Origin of the sequence: Paraburkholderia sp. GAS38 (assembly GCF_050434965.1) — a bacterium.
GTDB lineage: Bacteria > Pseudomonadota > Gammaproteobacteria > Burkholderiales > Burkholderiaceae > Paraburkholderia > Paraburkholderia phenazinium_A.
This window is the reverse complement of sequence record NZ_JBNDJO010000020.1, coordinates 81,220-100,513: the sequence shown is the minus strand read 5'-3', so window position 1 is coordinate 100,513 and position 19,294 is coordinate 81,220. Positions and strand designations below refer to the sequence as shown.

At 64.5% G+C, this 19,294-nt stretch carries 15 protein-coding genes and 1 tRNA gene; 11 read left to right on the top strand and 5 right to left on the bottom strand.

The features are described from left to right. The first annotated feature begins 99 nt into the window (after positions 1-99). From xdhA to guaD, 5 genes are all read left to right on the top strand, one after another. Positions 100-1,644: a xanthine dehydrogenase small subunit gene (gene xdhA, locus P3T42_RS34025; RefSeq protein WP_429308463.1), complete on the top strand. Its 1,545-nt coding sequence runs from the start codon at positions 100-102 to the stop codon at positions 1,642-1,644. Beyond that, positions 1,644-4,118 carry a xanthine dehydrogenase molybdopterin binding subunit gene (xdhB, locus tag P3T42_RS34020; protein WP_429308462.1) on the top strand — a complete coding sequence of 825 codons (2,475 nt, stop codon included), beginning with the start codon at positions 1,644-1,646 and terminating at the stop codon, positions 4,116-4,118. Before xdhA ends, xdhB begins: the two co-directional genes overlap by 1 nt. After that, positions 4,103-5,110: a xanthine dehydrogenase accessory protein XdhC gene (xdhC, locus tag P3T42_RS34015; protein ID WP_429308461.1), complete on the top strand. Its 1,008-nt coding sequence runs from the start codon at positions 4,103-4,105 to the stop codon at positions 5,108-5,110. Before xdhB ends, xdhC begins: the two co-directional genes overlap by 16 nt. A gap of 72 nt (positions 5,111-5,182) precedes the next feature. Further along, a complete protein-coding gene (locus P3T42_RS34010) occupies positions 5,183-6,217 on the top strand; it encodes an adenosine deaminase (RefSeq protein ID WP_429308460.1) in 1,035 nt (344 codons plus the stop codon). A gap of 124 nt (positions 6,218-6,341) precedes the next feature. Next, positions 6,342-7,697: a guanine deaminase gene (guaD, locus tag P3T42_RS34005; protein WP_429308459.1), complete on the top strand. Its 1,356-nt coding sequence runs from the start codon at positions 6,342-6,344 to the stop codon at positions 7,695-7,697. A 19-nt stretch (positions 7,698-7,716) separates the two neighbouring features. Here the strand turns inward: guaD and P3T42_RS34000 are convergent, their stop codons facing one another. Then, positions 7,717-8,406: a DUF4136 domain-containing protein gene (locus P3T42_RS34000; protein WP_074300427.1), complete on the bottom strand. Its 690-nt coding sequence runs from the start codon at positions 8,404-8,406 to the stop codon at positions 7,717-7,719. Between the two features lie 181 nt (positions 8,407-8,587). Between P3T42_RS34000 and pepN the strand changes: the two genes are divergently transcribed. The 5 genes from pepN (at position 8,588) to P3T42_RS33975 (ending at position 13,494) form a co-directional block, all read left to right on the top strand. Beyond that, entirely contained in the window at positions 8,588-11,290 is a 2,703-nt protein-coding gene (gene pepN, locus P3T42_RS33995; RefSeq protein ID WP_429308458.1) for an aminopeptidase N, read from the top strand. Positions 11,291-11,471: 181 nt separating this feature from the next. Further along, entirely contained in the window at positions 11,472-11,753 is a 282-nt protein-coding gene (locus P3T42_RS33990) for a type II toxin-antitoxin system RelE/ParE family toxin (RefSeq protein WP_074300429.1), read from the top strand. Positions 11,754-11,770: 17 nt separating this feature from the next. Continuing rightward, positions 11,771-12,226: a HigA family addiction module antitoxin gene (locus P3T42_RS33985; RefSeq protein ID WP_074300430.1), complete on the top strand. Its 456-nt coding sequence runs from the start codon at positions 11,771-11,773 to the stop codon at positions 12,224-12,226. A gap of 121 nt (positions 12,227-12,347) precedes the next feature. After that, entirely contained in the window at positions 12,348-13,364 is a 1,017-nt protein-coding gene (locus P3T42_RS33980) for a class 1 fructose-bisphosphatase (protein WP_074300431.1), read from the top strand. 54 nt (positions 13,365-13,418) lie between these two features. Continuing rightward, positions 13,419-13,494 (top strand) — tRNA-Thr (locus P3T42_RS33975). 55 nt (positions 13,495-13,549) lie between these two features. Here the strand turns inward: P3T42_RS33975 and P3T42_RS33970 are convergent. From P3T42_RS33970 to P3T42_RS33960, 3 genes are all read right to left on the bottom strand, one after another. Further along, on the bottom strand, positions 13,550-15,787 hold the full coding sequence (locus tag P3T42_RS33970) for a TOMM precursor leader peptide-binding protein (protein ID WP_429308457.1): 2,238 nt from the start codon (positions 15,785-15,787) through the stop codon (positions 13,550-13,552). A gap of 171 nt (positions 15,788-15,958) precedes the next feature. Beyond that, positions 15,959-16,312: a BMA_0021/BMA_0022 family TOMM bacteriocin gene (locus tag P3T42_RS33965; protein ID WP_429308456.1), complete on the bottom strand. Its 354-nt coding sequence runs from the start codon at positions 16,310-16,312 to the stop codon at positions 15,959-15,961. Positions 16,313-16,335: 23 nt separating this feature from the next. After that, positions 16,336-16,683, bottom strand: a complete 348-nt coding sequence (locus P3T42_RS33960) for a BMA_0021/BMA_0022 family TOMM bacteriocin (RefSeq protein WP_429308455.1) — start codon at positions 16,681-16,683, stop codon at positions 16,336-16,338. 621 nt (positions 16,684-17,304) lie between these two features. Here P3T42_RS33960 and P3T42_RS33955 point away from each other — a divergent pair. Continuing rightward, the gene (locus P3T42_RS33955) at positions 17,305-18,123 is read left to right on the top strand and encodes a hypothetical protein (protein WP_429308454.1); all 819 of its coding nucleotides are present in this window, start codon (positions 17,305-17,307) and stop codon (positions 18,121-18,123) included. Positions 18,124-18,171: 48 nt separating this feature from the next. On the opposite strand, the gene P3T42_RS33950 is transcribed toward P3T42_RS33955, so the two are convergent. Next, positions 18,172-19,233, bottom strand: a complete 1,062-nt coding sequence (locus P3T42_RS33950) for a saccharopine dehydrogenase family protein (RefSeq protein ID WP_429308453.1) — start codon at positions 19,231-19,233, stop codon at positions 18,172-18,174. Between the last annotated feature and the right edge of the window lie 61 nt (positions 19,234-19,294).

Genomic DNA, 19,294 nt, shown 5'->3' with positions numbered 1-19,294 from the left:
TATCGTCGGATATGGATGGCGATCTACGTGCGCGAGGCCGGCTACGGTACGACCCCCTGCGTAACGCGCGCCCGGTCCGCAATGTCTTTCGGATTCGCCATGACAACGCAAACCATCCGTTTCTATCACCGTGGGGCCGTCCGTGAGGTTCTGGGCGTGCCGGCGACGCGCACCGTGCTGCAGCACCTGCGCGAGGACCTGCATTGCACGGGCACCAAGGAAGGTTGCGCGGAAGGCGATTGCGGCGCCTGCACGGTTGTGGTCGGCGAACTCGATGTCGATGGCGGCCTGACGCTCAAAGCCGTCAACGCCTGCATCCAGTTTCTGCCTACGCTCGACGGCCGGGCGCTCTTCAGTGTCGAGGACCTGCGCGCGGCAGATGGCGCGCTGCATCCCGTGCAGCAGGCCATGGTCGACTGTCACGGCTCGCAATGCGGCTTCTGCACGCCCGGCTTTGTGATGTCGATGTGGGCGCTGTACGAAAACCAGCCCGCTGCCGCCGGACTTCCTACGCGCGACGAAATCAATACCGCCTTGTCCGGCAATCTGTGCCGCTGCACGGGCTACCGGCCGATCGTCGAGGCGGCGCAGAAGATGTTCGACTACGGCCAATACCCACGCGTACCGTTCGATCGCGCCGCCGTCGCCGAGGCACTCGAGCCGCTGCAACGCAAGAACACCTTCGAATACCTCGCGCCCGACGTGCGCGGCGCCGCTTTCGGCACACCCGCGTTCTACGCACCGGTGACGCTGCAGGCCTTCGCCACCTTGCGCGCGCAGCATCCGCAGGCTCGCATTCTCGCCGGTAGCACGGATGTCGGCCTGTGGGTCACCAAACAGTTTCGCGACCTCGGCGAGATCCTGTATCTCGGCAACGTGGCCGAACTGAAGCGCATCGAGCGCGATGCGCAAACGCTGACGATCGGCGCGGCGGTCACGCTGGAAGACGCCTACGCCGCGCTCGCCGTGGATTACCCCGAACTCGCCGAACTCTGGACCCGCTTCGCCTCGCTGCCGATCCGCAATGCGGGCACGCTCGGCGGCAATGTCGCGAACGGCTCGCCAATCGGCGATTCGATGCCGGCGCTGCTCGCGCTCGGCGCCGAAGTCGTGCTGCGGCACGACGCCAAAACTCGCACGCTGCCGCTGGAGGCGTTTTACCTCGGCTATCAGAAGACCGCCCTCGCCGCCGGCGAATTCGTCGCGGCGATCCGCGTGCCGCGTCCGGCGCCCGATCTGCGCTTTCGCACCTACAAGGTCTCGAAGCGGTACGATCAGGATATCTCGGCGGTGTGCGCCGCCTTCGCGCTGCGCGTCGCGGACGGCGCGATCGTCGAAGCGCGCATCGCCTTCGGCGGCATGGCGGCAACGCCGAAGCGCGCCGCCCACGCGGAAGCCGCCCTGACCGGTGCGGTCTGGGATGACGCGACGGCCCAGCGCGCAATGGACGCGCTCGCCGCCGACTATCAGCCGCTCAGCGACATGCGGGCGTCGAGCGCCTATCGCTTGAAGGTGGCGCGCAATCTGCTGCGGCGCTTCCAGATGGAAACGCGCGATAACGCACCGCTCGCCCTGCTCGACGTGAATGCCTTCGCATTCGAGGCCGGCGTGATGGGCGCGGCGGCCGCGCAGGAGTCGTCGTGATGAACAAGCAAACCGACGCTTTCATCAAACATGCCGCGGACCGCGAGCAAACCGCCGCGATCGGCACCTCCTTGCCGCATGAATCCGCCGCGCTGCATGTGAGCGGCGAAGCCACCTATACCGACGATCTGCCGGAACTGCACGGCACGCTGCACGCCGCGCTCGGACTGGCGCGCCATGCACATGCGCGCATCGTGTCGCTCGACCTCGCCGCGGTACGCAAGGCGCCAGGCGTGATCGCGGTGCTGTCCGCGGCCGACATCCCCGGTGAAAACAACTGCGGCCCGGTGCTGCACGACGATCCGATTCTGGCCGACGGCGAAGTGCTGTATCTCGGTCAACCGGTGTTCGCGGTGATCGCCGAGAGCCACGAACTGGCGCGCCGCGCCGCTGCGCTCGCGAAAAGCGACGACGTGGTCCGCTACGAACCGTTGGAAGTCGTGTTGACGCCGGCCGAAGCCAAGGCGAGGAAGCAGTTCGTCCTGCCGCCGCTGCATCTGAAACGCGGCGAGCCCGCCGCTAAAATCGCCGCCGCGCCGCACCGGATCGAGGGGACGTTCGAAGTCGGCGGTCAGGAACAGTTCTATCTCGAAGGTCAGGTCGCCTATGCGATCCCCAAAGAGATGAACGGCATGCTCGTCTACAGTTCGACCCAGCATCCGAGCGAAATGCAGCAGGTGGTCGCGCATATGCTCGGCTGGCCGGCACATGGCGTGGTCTGCGAATGCCGTCGCATGGGCGGCGGCTTCGGCGGCAAGGAATCGCAGTCGGCGCTGTTTGCCTGTATCGCAGCGCTCGCAGCCCAACGGCTGCAGCGCCCGGTGAAAGTGCGCGCCGACCGCGACGACGATTTCATGATCACCGGCAAGCGACACGACGCCGTCTACGAATACGCAGCAGGCTTCGACGAAACCGGCCGCATTCTCGGCGCGCGCGTCGAGATCGCGCTGCGCGCGGGCTATTCGGCGGACCTGTCCGGCGCCGTGGCCACGCGGGCCGTGTGCCACTTCGACAACGCGTATTACCTGTCCGACGTCGAGATCGTCGCGTTGTGCTGCAAGACCAATACGCAGTCGAACACCGCGTTTCGCGGCTTCGGCGGCCCGCAGGGCGCACTCGTGATGGAAGTGATGCTCGACAGCATCGCGCGGCAACTGAAGCGCGATCCGCTCGAGGTACGGCTCGCCAACTACTACGGCGTGGGCGAGCGCGACGTGACGCCGTATGGCCAGCGGGTCGAAGACAACGTGATCGCGCCGCTCACCGACGAACTGCTCGCCAGCAGCGACTATCGCGCGCGCCGCGCGGCGCTGGCGGCGTATAACGCGGCGAGTCCGGTGCTCAAACGCGGCATCGCCTTCTCGCCGGTGAAGTTCGGCATTTCGTTCAACGTACCGTTCCTCAATCAGGCCGGTGCGCTGGTGCATGTCTACAAGGACGGTTCGATCCTCGTCAATCACGGCGGTACGGAGATGGGCCAGGGCTTGAACACGAAGGTGGCCCAGGTGGTGGCGAACGAACTCGGCGTGCCGCTCTCGCGCGTGCGTTCGACAGCGACGGACACCTCCAAGGTCGCCAACACGTCCGCGACGGCCGCCTCGACCGGCAGCGATCTGAACGGCAAGGCGGCCGAAGCCGCGGCGCGTACGATCCGCGACCGGCTGGCCGCGCTGGCCGCCAAAGAACTCGGCGGCGAACCCGAGGCGGTGCAGTTCAGGGACAGCATGGTGCACGCCAACGGCGTGGCGATGCCCTTCGCACAACTCGTCAACGCCGCGTATCTGGCCCGCGTGCAGTTATGGTCCGACGGCTTCTATACGACGCCCAAGGTGCACTGGGACGCCAAGACGCTCACCGGGCATCCGTTTTACTATTTTGCGTATGGTGCGGCGGTATCGGAAGTGGTGATCGACACGCTGACCGGCGAATGGAAGCTCGTGCGCGCCGACGTGCTGCACGACGCCGGGCAGTCGATCAACCCGGCCATCGACATCGGTCAGGTAGAAGGCGGCTTCATCCAGGGGATGGGCTGGCTCACCACTGAGGAACTCTGGTGGAACCGCGAAGGTCGACTCATGACGCACGCGCCGTCGACGTACAAGATTCCGGCCGTGAGCGACACCCCGGCGGCGTTCCACGTGCAGCTCTATCGCAACGAGAATGCCGAGCCGACGGTGTTCCGCTCGAAGGCGGTCGGCGAGCCGCCGTTGCTGCTGCCGTTCTCGGTGTTCCTCGCGATTCGCGACGCGATTGCGGCGGCAGTGCCCGAAGCGAACCATGCGCCACCGTTGCGCGCCCCGGCGACGCCAGAGGCGATTCTCGACGCGCTGGAGGCAATGGTGCAGCCGGCAGCGACACCGCCACCTGATTTTTCACGCGCTGCGCGACACGAACGCACAGCGCCATGCGTAACCGGCCATACGGACACCCCGTGCGGCCATGGACGGAGCACCACCGGATGCAAGCCTGGCTGACCGATCTGCAACAACTGCTCACTCACGGCGACGCCGCCGTGCTGGTGACGGTCGCGCGCGTCGAGGGTTCGGCGCCCCGCGAGGCCGGCACGAAGATGATCGTCACGCGCGATTCGGCGCGCCATACGATCGGCGGCGGCCACCTCGAATGGAAAGCCATCGAAACCGCGCGCCAGGTCCTCAAGGAAGGCATGCGCGTGCCGCATCTGCGCCGGCTCGAACGCTTCGCGCTCGGCCCGAGTCTTGGCCAATGCTGCGGCGGCGCGGTGGTGCTGGCGTTCGAACGGCTGGACGTCGGCGATCTCGGCTGGATCAGCTCGCTCGCGAAGCGCGTGGCGGCAGGTCTTTCGACCGTGCGTAGCGTATCATTCGGCCCCGCACCGGATGCGGTGATGCTGTCCGAGCCGGAACCGGGCGTCGAAAGCGCCGACTGTCTGCTGTGGGACGGCGCCGGTTTCGACGAGAGCAGTTCGCTGCTCACCGAAACCATCGCGCCGCGCGACTTCGCCGTCGTGCTGTTCGGCGCCGGTCATGTGGGCGCGGCGCTGGTGCGCGTGCTGGGCACGCTGCCATGCCACGTGCGCTGGGTCGACGAGCGCGATGCGCAATTTCCGCCGCCCGAATTGCTGCAGGCGTCGAACGTGACGATCGATCCGAACGACGCGCCCGACGAGGCCATCGACCAGGCTGCGCCGCACACGTACTTCATTGTGATGACGCACAACCATGCGCTCGATCTCGACCTCGCCGAGCGCATCTTGCGGCGCGGCGACTTCGCGTTCTTCGGCATGATCGGCTCGCACAGCAAGCGCAAGCAGTTCGAGCACCGGCTCGCCGCGCGCGGCCTCGACCCTGCGCTGGTGGCGCGGATGAAATGCCCGCTCGGCGTGGACGGCATCGTCGACAAGTCGCCGGAGATCATTGCGATCTCCGCGGCCGCGCAGGTGTTGCAGGCGGTCGAAGCGAACGCTCACGCCACCCAGGCAGCATGATGGGGCAACGTTCGGCGGCACGCATCCGGCGCGGCTCGACTCATCCCGAATCACCTCATTAAACCAACGAACATGAATACGACGACCACCCTCACTCTCGCCGACAAGGTGGCAGCCGCGCCGAAGGCCGAGCTGCATATCCATATCGAAGGCTCGCTGGAACCCGAACTGATCTTCGCGCTTGCGGAGCGCAACGGCGTGAAGCTCGCCTACGACTCGATCGAGGCGCTGCGCGCCGCGTATGCGTTTACCGACTTGCAGTCGTTCCTCGACATCTACTACGCCGGCGCCAGCGTCCTGCTGCATGAGCAGGACTTCTACGACATGACGATGGCCTACATCGAGCGCTCGCTCGCGGACAACGTCACGCACACCGAAATTTTCTTCGATCCGCAAACGCATACCGAGCGCGGCGTATCGATCGCCACCGTCGTGGCGGGTATCGAGCGCGCGCTGGCCGACGCCGAAAAGCGCGGCCTGACGAGCAAGCTGATCCTGTGCTTCCTGCGCCATCTGTCCGAAGAGGATGCGCTCGCAACCTTCGAAGAGGCGTTGCCTTTGTTCGACCAGTACCCGCATCGGCTGATCGGCGTGGGCCTCGATTCGTCGGAGCGCGGCCATCCGCCGTCGAAGTTCGAGCGCGTGTTCGCGAAGGCGCGTGCCAAGGGGCTGAAGCTCGTCGCGCATGCGGGCGAAGAAGGCCCGCCGTCGTACATCTACGAAGCGCTCGATCTGCTGAAAGTGGATCGTGTCGATCACGGCGTGCGCAGCATCGAAGACCCGGCGCTCGTCACGCGTCTGGCCGACACCCGCGTCGCGTTGACCGTGTGCCCGCTGTCGAACCTGAAGCTGTGCGTATTCGACGACCTGACGAAACACACGTTGAAGGCGCTGCTCGACAAGGGTGTCGCCGTCACTGTGAATTCCGACGATCCGGCTTACTTCGGCGGCTACGTCAACGCGAACTACCTCGCCACCATCGAGGCGCTCAAGCTCACCGACGCCGAGGTCTACACCATCATCCGCAACAGCTTCGAGGCCGCGTTCGTCACGCCTGCCGAACGCGACGCCTTGATCGCGAAGCTCGACGCGCACTGGCACGGCTAAAACACGAACCGACTGGCGCGGTTGCGATTGACCAGCAGGGGCGGCGCATTCAGTGTCGTTCAAGCGCCGTCGCCTGCGTCCCCTCTACACGCTTATTGCTCATATAACGGAGACAGTTTTCCTCATGACTCACTCGGCTCAAGCGGTCCAAACCGCATTCCGCGCGCAACTGCTGACGTTCAACGGCGACCCGGCGCAATCGTCCAACGCGGCGGTCTTCCACGAAGACGGCCTGCTGATCGTCGCAGACGGCCACGTCGTCGCGACCGGCGCGTATGCCGCGCTCGCGTCGCAACTCGCGCCCGGCACGCCGGTGCAGGACCTGCGCGACAAGCTGATCGTGCCGGGCTTCATCGACACGCACATCCACTATCCGCAGACGGACATGATCGCCTCGCCGGCGCCCGGTCTGCTGCCGTGGCTCGACACCTACACGTTCCCGACCGAGCGCCGCTTCACCGACCCGGCCTATGCGCAGGACACCGCGAGCTTCTTCGTCGAGGAACTGCTGGCCTGCGGCACGACCACGGCGCTGGTGTATTGCACGGTGCATAAGGAATCGGCGGATGCGCTGTTCACCGAGAGCGAAGCGCGCAACCTGCGCATGGTGGCCGGCAAGGTGCTGATGGACCGCAACTGCCCCGAGTTCCTGCGCGACACCGCGCAGTCGGGCTACGACGACAGCGCCGAGCTGATCGGCCGCTGGCACAACCGCGGACGCCAGATGTATGCGCTCACGCCGCGCTTCGCGCCGACCTCGACCGAAGCGCAACTCGAAGCCTGCGGCGTGCTGGCGCGCCAGCATCCGGACATCTTCATCCAGAGCCATGTCGCGGAGAACACCGACGAAGTGAAGTGGGTAGCGGACCTGTTCCCCGGTCACCGCAGCTATCTGGACATCTACGATCACTATGGCCTGCTGCGCCGCCGCGCCGTGTACGGCCATTGCATCTACCTCGATCAGGAAGACCGCAAGCGGATGGCGCAGACCGGCACGGTGGCCTCGCACTGCCCGACCTCGAACCTGTTCCTCGGCAGCGGCCTGTTCGATTTCGACAAGGCCGACGAAGCCGGCATGCCGATCGCACTCGCCACCGACGTCGGCGGCGGCACCTCGTTCTCGATGCTGCAGACCATGAACGAAGCGCACAAGGTGGCGCGCCTCACCGGCCATCATCTGACGGCCACGCGCATGTTCTGGCTCGCTACCGCAGGTGCGGCCGAAGCGCTCGACCTGGCGGACAAGGTGGGCACGCTCGCGCCGAAGTCGGAGGCGGATTTCGTCGTGCTCGATCCGCAGGCTACGCCGCTGCTCGCGCGCCGCACGGCGCGCACCGGGTCGCTTGAAGAACTGCTGTTTGCCTTCGCCCTGCTCGGCGACGACCGCGCCATCTTCGAAACCTACGCAGCCGGCAAGCGGGTGCACAAGCGCGACGCAGCGCGTCAACATGCGGCGCGCGGGACGAAGATCGCGGCGTAACGCCCTCAGGCCAGAACCGTTACTGCACCACCACCGGCGCGGAAGCCGGCGAAGCGGGCGCCGGCGCGCCGGCCGCCTCGTTCGAGATCCCGGCGTTCTTGTCCACCGGCAGCTTGACCGTACGCACAGCGCCGTTGCCGAGCGGGAAGTCCGCCAGCGCGCTACGCGCCAGATACGGCATGGCCCGTACCAGCGACGGCTCGTCGCCTGCATTGCGCGCCATCACGTTGTAGACCTCCTTGCCGGTCGCTCGCTCTACGATGCGGATGCCAAGCGTATGCGTAAATACCGGGTACGACTGGCTCACATAGGCCGGCGGGAACGCGCCGAACGGCCCCCACGGGTCGAGCGGACGGCCCCAGTAAGGCCCGGGCCACGGGCTGCTGTAGAACACCGGCTGGGTGACGCTCATCGTCTCCGTCTTGCTGCCGTAGGAGAGGCCCACCAGGTAGTGAGCCTGCTGCGCATCGACCTGGCGGAACGCGCGCGTGGCCAGTTCATTGGCCACCAGCACTTCATAGGTTTGCTGCTCCAGGCTGTTCTGCTGCGTAGGGCCGCGCGTGAACGCATAGGTGCGGCTCGCGTCGTTGCCGCTCCAGTCGGAGAAGGCCGTCACCTGGGTCGTCACATAGCTGGTGCAGCCGGAGAGCACTGCCGTCAACGCCGCCAGCATCAGCATGGCGCGCCGGGTCCAACGATCTGATTTCATGGTCTTCCTCGTCCTTACGTTTAATCGCCGCACGCACGCGCGGCGGCCCGATCATACGCTGACCTGGCCCCAAGGCAAAAAGTTCGGCGCGCAGAGCGCGCCCGGGCTTTGTACAATGGCTCGGTATACCGGTGCGCACTGGGTGCGCGGCCGGCTTGAGACCCTATTCTTACAAAGTGCCATGGCTGATACCGCTACGCCCCCTGTCATCCGCCGCGCAGACTATGCGCCGCCCGCCTTTCTGATCGATACCGTTGCACTCGAATTCGATCTCGTTGCCGAACGCACAGTCGTCAAGAATACGATGCGCGTGCGCCGCAACCCCGACGCCACCCACGCCGCACATCTCGAACTGCTGGGCGAGCGCCTCGAATTCGTTAGCGCAGCCATCGACGGCGCGCCGTACGCCGCCGTGCGCCCGAACGAACACGGCCTGACGGTCGAAAACGTACCGGAAGCCTTCGAGCTGACGCTCGTCAGCCTCTGCAAACCCATTGAAAACACTACGCTCTCCGGCTTGTACGTGTCCAGCGGCAACTTCTTCACCCAATGTGAAGCGGAGGGCTTTCACGGCATCACCTACTTCCTCGACCGGCCGGACGTGATGGCGACGTATACGGTCACGCTGCGCGCCGACAAGGCCGCGTACCCGGTGCTGCTGTCGAACGGCAACCTGCTCGAAGAAGGCGACCTGCCGGACGGCCGGCACTTCGCCCGCTGGGAAGATCCGTTTCGCAAGCCCTGCTATCTGTTCGCGCTGGTCGCGGGCAAGCTGGTGTGCGTCGAAGAGCGCGTGAAGAGCGGCTCGGGCAAGGAAAAACTGCTGCAGGTGTGGGTCGAACCGCACGACCTCGACAAGACGCGTCACGCCATGGACTCGCTGATCCATTCGATCCGCTGGGACGAGGAGCGCTTCGGGCTCGAACTGGATCTGGACCGCTTCATGATCGTCGCCGTGAGCGACTTCAACATGGGCGCAATGGAGAACAAGGGGCTCAACATCTTCAACACGAAGTACGTGCTGGCGAACCCCGAAACCGCGAGCGATACCGACTTCGCCAACATCGAAGCCGTGGTCGGCCACGAGTATTTCCACAACTGGACCGGCAACCGCGTGACCTGCCGCGACTGGTTCCAGTTGAGCCTGAAGGAAGGCCTGACGGTGTTCCGCGACCAGGAGTTCTCCGCCGACATGGCAGGCGGCCAGAGCGGCGCCAGCGACGAAGCCGCGCGCGCCACCAAGCGGATCGAGGACGTGCGGGTGCTGCGCCAGATGCAGTTCGCCGAGGACGCCGGTCCGATGGCGCATCCGGTGCGCCCGGAAAGCTACGTCGAGATCAACAACTTCTACACGATGACCGTCTACGAGAAAGGCGCGGAAGTCGTGCGGATGTATCAGACGCTGTTTGGCCGCGACGGCTTCCGCAAGGGCATGGACCTGTACTTCAAGCGGCACGACGGTCAGGCGGTGACCTGCGACGACTTCCGTCATGCGATGGCGGACGCCAACGGCCGCGACCTCACGCAATACGAGCGCTGGTACAGCCAGGCGGGCACGCCGCGCGTGGCCGTCAAGACCGCGTACGACGCCGCCCAGCGCAGCTACCGCGTGACGCTCACGCAGGGTTACGGCGACGCCGCACCGGCTGCTCGCGAAACGCAAAAGGGCGCGCTGCTGATCCCGTTCGCCATCGGTCTGATCGGCAAGGACGGCGCCGATCTGCCGCTGCGGCTGGAGGGCGAAGCGAGCGCCACACCGGCCACCACGCGCGTGCTCGAACTGACGGAGACCACGCAGACGTTCACATTCGTGGATGTCGCCGAGAAGCCGCTGCCTTCGCTGCTGCGCAATTTCTCGGCGCCGGTGATCGTCGAATACGACTACACCGCCGAGGAACTGGCCTTCCTGCTCGCTCACGACAGCGATCCGTTCAACCGCTGGGAAGCCGGTCAACGGCTCGCAACACGTGAGCTGCTCGCGCTGACCGGGCGGGCCGCGACCGGCGTGCCGCTGCAACTGGACGATTCGGTCGTCGCCGCGTTTGCGCGCGTGCTGAGCGACGAGTCGCTCTCGCCGGCGTTCCGTGAGCTGGCGCTGATCCTGCCGTCCGAAGCGTACCTGGCCGAGCAGATGGCCGAGTCGAACCCCGCCGCCGTTCATACCGCCCGCCAGTTCGTGCGCCAGCGCCTCGCCACCGCCCTCAGGAGCGAATGGCTCGCGGTGTACGAGCAACACCATGCACCGGGTGTGTATGAGGCGACGTCGAAGGCCAGCGGTCATCGCGCGCTGAAGAACCTCGCGCTCTCCTACCTCGCCGAACTGGACGATCCCGCCGAGGCCGTGCGGCTCGCTTCGGCGCAGTACGCCGCGGCCAATAACATGACCGATCGCTCGGCAGCGCTGTCCGCCCTGCTCAATGCGGCGGCAGCAGGCGGCGGCACGCAGGCGCAAGACGCATTGGCCGACTTCTATCGCCGCTTCGAGCAGGAGCCGCTCGTCATCGACAAGTGGTTCGCCCTGCAGGCCACCCAGCGCGGCAGCGCACAGCGGCCGGTGATCGACACCGTGCGCAAGCTGATGACCCATCCGGCCTTTAATCTGAAGAACCCGAACCGCGCCCGCTCGCTGATTTTCAGCTTCTGCATAGCCAACCCGGCGCAGTTCCACGCCGAAGACGGTTCGGGCTATGCGTTCTGGGCCGAGCAGGTCATCGCGCTCGACGCGCTGAATCCGCAGGTCGCCGCGCGTCTGGCGCGCTCGCTTGAACTGTGGCGGCGCTTTACCCCCAGGTTGCGCGACGGCATGCGTGCGGCGCTGGAAAAGGTCGCCGCGCAAGCGAAGTCGCGCGATGTACGGGAGGTCGTGGAGAAGGCCCTGGCCTGATCTCGCAGGCGCAGTCGCGTAGGAAAAAGCCGGCACGTGTTGCCGGCTTTTTTTCGCCCGTAAGAATGAGTCGTAGGAATTAATTAGCCATCCGGACGACTGTTCTTGTTGGCTCGCAGGGGTGAAAGTAAACACATTCAATTAACGGTTTACGCTTAACGCATCGCGTTATATCATTCCCATGATCACAACATTTGGCAACAAGGCTACGGCACTCTTGTTTAGCGGCAGCTTCGTCCGGTCGCTGCCCACGCAGATCCAGCACATGGCGTTTCGCAAGCTGGTCATGATCGATACCGCGTCATCGGTCGAAGACCTGTACACGCCACCCGGCAATCGGCTGGAGGCGCTGCAAGGGCAACGCAGTGGGCAATGGAGCATCCGCATTAATGCGCAGTGGCGTATCTGCTTCCACTTCGTGGGCGGCGAGGCGCTGAATGTCGAGATCGTCGATTATCACTGATTGATTGGGAGACCACTATGGTCATCAAACGCTCCGAGCTGGACAGCATCGACTTTTCGGACATCGACACCGGCGAGCGGATTGCGCCGGTCCATCCGGGAGAGATCCTGCGCGGCGAATTCCTCGACCCGCTCGGCATGTCGGTCAACGCACTGGCAAAGGCCCTGCATGTGCCTACGCCGCGCATCAACGACATCATGCTCGGCAAGCGCGCCATCTCGGCAGACACGGCACTGCGCCTCAGCCGCTATTTCGGTGCGAGCGCGCAGTTCTGGCTCAACCTGCAGATCGACTACGACCTGCGTATCGCCACCGCAGCAGCCGGCGAGCAGATCGCCAACGAGATCGAACCGCTCGCCAGAGCGCGGCGCCCGAAGCTGCCCGGAACGCCGCGCGCTCGCGCAAGCGCTACCGCTCTGGCTAGAAAGGTCGCCAGCAGCGTGGCTGCGGTCAAACCTCGGCGCAAGCCCTGAGACTGCGCCGGAATGCGCTGGAATGAGCCGAGGTAGCGTGCACATTCCGTCTCAAAAGCGCGGGAAAGTCACAGCGAGCGGTTAAAATCGCACTATTCCTTCGCCTTATCGGAGTACTGCAATGGCTTTGCAACGTCGTACCACTCTTACGAAGTACCTGATCGAGCAGCAGCGTGAGACCAATAACCTGCCGGCGGATCTGCGGCTCCTGATCGAAGTCGTTGCGCGGGCGTGCAAGGCGATCAGCTACCACGTCAGCAAGGGCGCACTGGGCGATGCGCTCGGCACCGCGGGCAGCGAGAACGTTCAGGGCGAGGTGCAGAAGAAGCTCGACATCCTGTCCAACGACATCCTGCTCGAAGCGAACGAATGGGGCGGCAACCTCGCCGGCATGGCGTCCGAAGAAATGGAGAAGTTCTCGCCGATTCCGGCCAACTATCCGAAGGGTGAATATCTGCTGGTGTTCGATCCGCTGGACGGCTCGTCGAATATCGACGTGAACGTGTCGATCGGCACCATCTTCTCCGTGCTGCGGTGCCCGGACGGTCAGCAGCCGACCGAACAGTCGTTCCTGCAACCGGGCACCCAGCAGGTTGCCGCCGGCTACGCCGTCTACGGTCCGCAAACCGTGCTGGTGCTCACCACCGGCAACGGCGTGAACTGCTTTACGCTGGACCGTGAACTGGGTTCGTGGGTGCTCACGCAGAGCGACATGAGCATTCCGGTCGAAACGCGCGAATTTGCCATCAACGCGTCGAACGAGCGCCACTGGTACCCGCCCGTCGAGCAGTATGTCGGCGAGCTGAAGGCCGGCCAGGACGGCCCGCGTCAGGCCGACTTCAATATGCGCTGGATCGCCTCGATGGTTGCCGACGTGCACCGTATCCTGAACCGCGGCGGCATCTTCATGTACCCGGCCGACAAGCGCACGCCGGACAAGCCGGGCAAGCTGCGCCTGATGTACGAGGCCAATCCCATGGCGTTCATCGTCGAACAGGCGGGCGGCGCCGCGACCAATGGCGAGAAACGCATTCTGGATATCGTCCCGAAGAGCCTGCACGAGCGCGTGGCGGTGTTCCTCGGCTCGAAGAACGAGGTGGATCGCGTGACCCGCTACCATCGCGAAACAAAAAATTGAGTCAGGGGCTTGCCAAAGCGCCAATGAAGTCCCTATAATCTCGGTTCTCCTGATGCCGGAATAGCTCAGACGGTAGAGCAGCGCATTCGTAATGCGAAGGTCGGGGGTTCGATTCCTCTTTCCGGCACCAACAGATTCAAGCACTTAGCCCAGTCATCGCGACTGGGCTTTTTGCTTTCTGGCTGTCAAAGAAAAAGCAGCGCGCCATTCAACGCTTCTTCATCCCGAGGATGCGTGAGCCACCCCTGCTTGACCGGCACCGAATAAAGACGAGGCGCGCCAAAGCGCGGCCAGAAATGACAAAGCCCCGGCACAATGGCCTGTACCACCGGCAGGCCGATGTCGGGGCGGGTCTTGTCGACCACCAGCAGTTCCATGCCGGCAGCGGCGAGCCGCGCCTTGCAATGCTCGATGGCCTCTTTCAGGCTCTGGAATTCGAGGCGCGGCCAATTCGATGCGTCGGCCACAGCCAACGTCTCGGCCGGATAGAGAAACTGCTTCGAGGTAAGTTTCGCTGCGTCCCACGGGCTCGGCGCATCCGCCGCGAGGTCGAGCAGTTGATTGACCTCGGTGAGCGCGCGCTGCACGGCGATGCGGCTGTCGAGATGGCAGCCGAACCCGATCGAGAAGCGCCCCGTCTCCGGCTCTTCGGCGAGAGCGACCACGACGGGAATGCCGAGATCGTGCGTGATGTCGAGGGCCCATAAACGCCAGCCGAACGACGCGTACTCCCGCACGAGCGAATCGAAGTAGGTATCGCCAAAGCTCGCCAGGTCGATGCCGGGGCGCGCGACCTGGTTGTACCACCAGATCGCGGTCGCGTCGCGCTCGATCAATTCCAGCAAGCCTTGCAGAATCGCTTCCTCCAGGCAGGCGCCAGCGGCGCTGCCGTTCGGATTGTGCACGCAAAAGAACAGCCCTTGCGCGGACTCGGGTGTTTCGGCATAGCAGTAGCTCAACGGCACGCAGCGGCGTGCCCCTGTGGTCAGCGACCATGCCGGCGTCCAGTCGATTGCGACATCCGGCGAAAACGGCAGGGGAACCTGCTTGCGGACGTCGTCGGTCAGCGCATTGTCCTGCTCGCGCCGCGCGAATTGACGCTCGCTGAACTGCTGAAGATCGTTGATAGCGATTGGCAATCCGAAATATTCAGGATCGGCTCGCAGTTCGTTCATGCTTGCGCGGACCGTCGCCTCATCGCCTTGATACACGCCGCTGAAACGCTCCAGCGTCTCGCAGAGTGCGCTGACGCGCGCCTGTTCGTCGGTGCGGCCCTTACCCGAGCAAATCCGGTCGAAGCGGTTGGTGCGCGGCGTGCCGGCCGGACGGACCAGATAACCGGCCGCATAGACATGGCGCAGGCCCACATGACGCTTGGGCATCGGATGCAGATAGGCGATTGCGCCGCTAACCGGCGATATCAAATGCTGATAGCGTTGCCAGACTTGCCGGGGATCGGCCGACCGGAAGCCCGACTCGCGCTGCGCAATGGCCGTACTGTCCTTCAGCGACGGCGCGCGCGCGGCCTGCTGCCGCATCCAGTGCGGATTGCCGCAGCAATGGCACTGAGGACGTTTGACGACACGATGCGCGGCCACCATCGACGTATCGAGCCGTAGCGACAGAATCTGCCCGCGCGCGGTGTCGCGACGCGCCTCGCTCACCGTGATCTGCTCGACCAGCGCGGCGACGAATGCGCACACGGCGTTCACGCCGGCCGACGTATGCGCGGGCGCGAGGCGCCTCGCCGCATCCCCGTGATGCCGGGCGAGGACGGCTTGTACGGGTTGATTCAGGCCGATCCAGTATCGGACACATTCGATGCACGGGCCATCATGTCCGTCGTTGGGTCCGGCCAACAGCGGGCCGACCAGCGGTTGCACACCGTAGGGCATCACGACGAGCAGCATGCCGTCGCGCGCAAGCACTTGTACCGCGAGTTCGGCAAGCTCATCCCGCTCGTATGAGTCGGTCAAGGCGACGACCAGCGGCGCCTCGCCGCTCACCTCCATGCCGCTTGCCTCGAATGCGCGAATCTGGGCGCGCGCATCGACACCGAATGCGCGTACCTCGACACGCTGGCGATCGATACGCTCGCAGGCCGTCCGCGCATCGATCCCGATACGCTCGAAAAAGCCACGCGCCGCGTCGCGTTCGTCGGCAAGATCGATGCTGACGTAGCCCTTGCTCACCAGGTGATCGAGCGCGGCAAGCACCTGCCATTCGGAGAACGTTTCCGACAGCGTCGCCAGCGTTTGCGCGATCGTCATCTGCTCGCGCATGCACGCGGCGATCCGGACGTAGAGCGAGCCCGCGAGTACCGATCGCCTGAACTCGTCCACCACGAACAGCGTTTCGGGGCCTGCGTCGAGTACAAGCAGATGGGATTTGAAGCGCAGCACACGGGAGAAATCGCCGAGCATGACGTGATCGATCGGAGGGGAAAAGCGGGAAAGGGAAATACCGGGAACATGGCCGCACCGAACCGCGGCACCGCATTCAGCGAGCATGGGCGCACATGTCAGTGCGCCCATGCCCTTCACGGATTACCTGCGACGAGGCAATCGATCGCGGGTTAACCGGGTCACCGCGGCTCAGCAGCAGGTGAACAGATAGGCCGGGCCTGCATCGTTGTAGGCGGCCAGCGCAATCGCTTCTTCGCTACCCGCCGAAGGGCGCACCGGCACGCCGAAGCTCATGACATTGTTCGGCAGCGACCAGCTTTGTTTTCCTGCGTCCCACCCAGCGCCTTCCGGTGCTTCGACCACATTGAGGTCGATCAGCCAAGGGCAGGTGTAGTGAAAGTAGCGGCCCAGTGCTTCGAGAGGGTTTTTCAGCAGCGCGCCCTTGAATTCAGCGTCCTCCCACGAGAGCGCGATTGCGCGCAGATAGACTTCCTGAAACTCGAGCATCGACTCGAACGACGGAACAGCATTGTTGAGCGCCATATCGGACTCCGTAGTTATTCAGTTCAATCGAGGATGTGGATGTGTTCCGTGTTGTAGGCCGCGAGTGCCGCGGCACGCTGCTCTTGCTGCGCGGGTGCCGGAGGCAGGACCAACTGGAGCGTGTCGTTCTGTTGTGTCGTCCAGCCACCCGTTCTCGCCGGCGTCCACGCGGCGCTGCCGGTACGCACCTTGAGGTCGAGGCTGAACGGATACTTGTACCCGAAGCGATCGAACAGTGCCTGCTTGGGGCTGTCTTTCAGGTACTCGAGGAAGGCCGGGTCGTGCCACGCGGCGGCAATCGCCTGGATGACGACGGCGCGGTATTCAAGGAACTGCTCGTAGGTTGGAATCCTGCTGCCTAGCTCACTCATTGACGCTCTCCAGAGGGATGATGGTTTCCTGCTGAAATTGCCTGAACGAAACGGACTGCGCAGATCGGCGCAAACATTGCGCGATGTGTTCCTGGTGCGGAGCGTGGCCATGCGCCGAAACGACAACAGGCGCAGATCAGGCGGCGATCATGACCTCGCGATGACCAGCCCGGGGCCGCACTGGAATGGGGAGTGCTTCAGCAACAGTGCCGCGCGCCGGACTTGCGCAAAACGTCAATACGAGTCACTGACGCGTTGAGCGCAACCGATCCTACTCTTCATACCAGGTGCATGCAAGGCGTCGAAATAGTCGGGTCAAGTGTGCAAAAAAGCGGCGAAATCTGGCGGCGAAGCCGTATGTTGCAGAGTCGTTAGATTCGGTAAGGAGCCTGCGTCCTCGACGCCGCTCGCGATCCGTACAATCGCCTCAGAATGAAACTCAGGCGGGGGCGCCAGGTGAAAGCAATGCGAGTACACGTCCGGCTTTGCGCTCGATTATTTCGATGCCTGTCAGTCCTTGCCGCTCTTGTCTGCAGCGGTGCCCAATCCGCGTATGCCGACTGCGTCTCCAACGGTATCAACCTGCCTCTGGATCTCACGCTGCCGTCCGCGAATATCGCCGTGTCGCCGAGCTTGCCTCTGGGTGCGACGCTCGGCTCGGTACGCGTCGCGGCGCCGCAAAATATTCCGTTCGCCTGTAGCGGCACGTCGAACGCGCGCGAGGCGCGCTTCGTCATGGCTGCGATTCCCGTGACCGATTTCGCCGGCGTCTATCGCACCAACCTCGCCGGCGTTGGCATGCGAATCAGCGTGAGCGGTGGGAGTTTTGCGGGTATCGACGACGGTCCCCGCCTCGCGCCCTACAAGGTCCCGCTGCCGCACGAAGCAAGCCATTTGACAGGCTTCGCGCTCCAGGTCGACTTCATCAAGACCGGGCTGGTGCAAAACGGAACCCTGGCTGCGGGCAAGCTCGTGAGCGTGCTGGTCGGCGGGGCGGAGCTTGTCGACGTGGCGATCCCGAGCGGCGCCGTCGTGTTTGCGGCGAATCAGTGCGACGCGGTGCGTGTCGGAGGGGCTGTCGCAACAGGCATCGGCAGCGGCGGCGCGTTCACGGACGAAAGCATCGCCGTGGGTTTCGGCTGCAATCCAGGAATCGGCGTCATGGTGCAATTGAATCAAGACTACGTGTACGGTAGCGCGCCGCTGCTGACTCACGACAATCCGGACAGGAAGGTCGCGGCAGCCCCTGACGGCGCGTTCGTTCACCATGCCGACCGGCGCCTGCCGGACCCGAATTCAATCGACGCCACCAACAGCGGTCCCAGCTTCAACTCAGGTGCGTTCGATTCGAACGCGTCCGGCTCCGGTTCTTTAAGCGGGAACACCTTCGGCGGAAATGCATTTGACGGAAGCAGCCGGGCAATGGACTTTCGCCGATAAGCCCGGCGCTCCACGAGCAAACATTGACGCAACCGAAGTCGCGCGCCTTCATCGTGCCGGCCCGGGCTCGACTCTCCTGCTGAACGGCAGGCTCGACGAAGCGTCGTAGGACACCGTCACCGTCTCGAGCGCGGCAAGAAAGTCCCGCGCATCGAACAGGTCGCCAAGACTCGAGACGCCGCCGCCCGCTGCAACCTTGCCCTGCAGCAGACGCTCAGTCGCCTCCACCACGATCGGTGCGCTGACCGCATAGATATCGCGACCAATTGCCGTGGCACGGCGCGTCGTTCCGCTTTGTTCGATCACAACGTCCACGATAAATTGCTGAGCCGAGCGACCCTGCTCGTCCTGAGGATGGGGCGTCGGTGTGTTGGGATCGCGAATGTCGCGCAGAGCCGAGAGCGCAAGCCAGGACTCGAGCGTGTCAATGCGCAAATGACGCGAAACGGTGAGCACTTCGGTAAAAGGCAGCATCACGACGTCCATGCTGCCGAGCGGCGACGGGAACGACCACACGCCTTCCGGCGCAGGCTGCGGAACAGGCGCGAGTCGCCCCGCCTGCTGGATGAGCCGCGTCGCGCGATTGCGGGCGCCGGTCAAACGCGTGCCGGGCGTGGGATGCCAACTGTCGAGGCCGATCGCGATGTCGACCCTGTCGAGCGGCTTGTCTTCGTCTGCGATTGCCGTGACGAGCAAATCGGCGAGTCCACCATAGAACGCCGCTGCGGGGATGAGCCTCACCCCGGCCGCGCGCGCGCTCGTGTCGCGTTGCTCGATCAGCTCCTGCAGCGCAGCCTGTTCCGCCATCACGTCGAGATAAGGAATCCCCGCGCGCAACGCGGCATCGACGATCGGCAACGCGGTATCGAGGAAAGGTCCGGCGCAGTTGATGACGGCGTCCGTACCATGAATCGCCGCGTCGAGTTGCCTGGGGTCGTCGATGACTGCGACGCGCCATGGAGCCGAATCGCCAGCGCCACCTTCCCGCAGGCGCGCCGCATCGCGCCCTATCCGGACCACGCCAATGCCACGCCGCTCCAACTCCGCCACAACAAACTTGCCCGTGTGACCCGTGGCCCCGTAAACCGCAACCGTGATTCGATCGTTCATGCTTGTCTCCGCTCCTGGATTGATTGATTAACGCTACAGACCGGTATGTTTTATAATACAG

What these genes read in the sequence shown, in the direction of transcription:
- xdhA (WP_429308463.1), top strand. Translation starts at nt 100, where the DNA reads ATGACAACGCAAACCATCCGTTTCTATCACCGTGGGGCCGTCCGTGAG.
- P3T42_RS33980 (WP_074300431.1), top strand. Translation starts at nt 12,348, where the DNA reads ATGGCTTTGCAACGTCGTACCACTCTTACGAAGTACCTGATCGAGCAG.
- P3T42_RS33960 (WP_429308455.1), bottom strand. Translation starts at nt 16,683, where the DNA reads ATGAGTGAGCTAGGCAGCAGGATTCCAACCTACGAGCAGTTCCTTGAA.
- P3T42_RS33950 (WP_429308453.1), bottom strand. Translation starts at nt 19,233, where the DNA reads ATGAACGATCGAATCACGGTTGCGGTTTACGGGGCCACGGGTCACACG.
- P3T42_RS33965 (WP_429308456.1), bottom strand. Translation starts at nt 16,312, where the DNA reads ATGGCGCTCAACAATGCTGTTCCGTCGTTCGAGTCGATGCTCGAGTTT.
- xdhC (WP_429308461.1), top strand. Translation starts at nt 4,103, where the DNA reads ATGCAAGCCTGGCTGACCGATCTGCAACAACTGCTCACTCACGGCGAC.
- xdhB (WP_429308462.1), top strand. Translation starts at nt 1,644, where the DNA reads ATGAACAAGCAAACCGACGCTTTCATCAAACATGCCGCGGACCGCGAG.
- pepN (WP_429308458.1), top strand. Translation starts at nt 8,588, where the DNA reads ATGGCTGATACCGCTACGCCCCCTGTCATCCGCCGCGCAGACTATGCG.
- guaD (WP_429308459.1), top strand. Translation starts at nt 6,342, where the DNA reads ATGACTCACTCGGCTCAAGCGGTCCAAACCGCATTCCGCGCGCAACTG.
- P3T42_RS33970 (WP_429308457.1), bottom strand. Translation starts at nt 15,787, where the DNA reads ATGCTCGGCGATTTCTCCCGTGTGCTGCGCTTCAAATCCCATCTGCTT.
- P3T42_RS33985 (WP_074300430.1), top strand. Translation starts at nt 11,771, where the DNA reads ATGGTCATCAAACGCTCCGAGCTGGACAGCATCGACTTTTCGGACATC.
- P3T42_RS34010 (WP_429308460.1), top strand. Translation starts at nt 5,183, where the DNA reads ATGAATACGACGACCACCCTCACTCTCGCCGACAAGGTGGCAGCCGCG.
- P3T42_RS34000 (WP_074300427.1), bottom strand. Translation starts at nt 8,406, where the DNA reads ATGAAATCAGATCGTTGGACCCGGCGCGCCATGCTGATGCTGGCGGCG.
- P3T42_RS33990 (WP_074300429.1), top strand. Translation starts at nt 11,472, where the DNA reads ATGATCACAACATTTGGCAACAAGGCTACGGCACTCTTGTTTAGCGGC.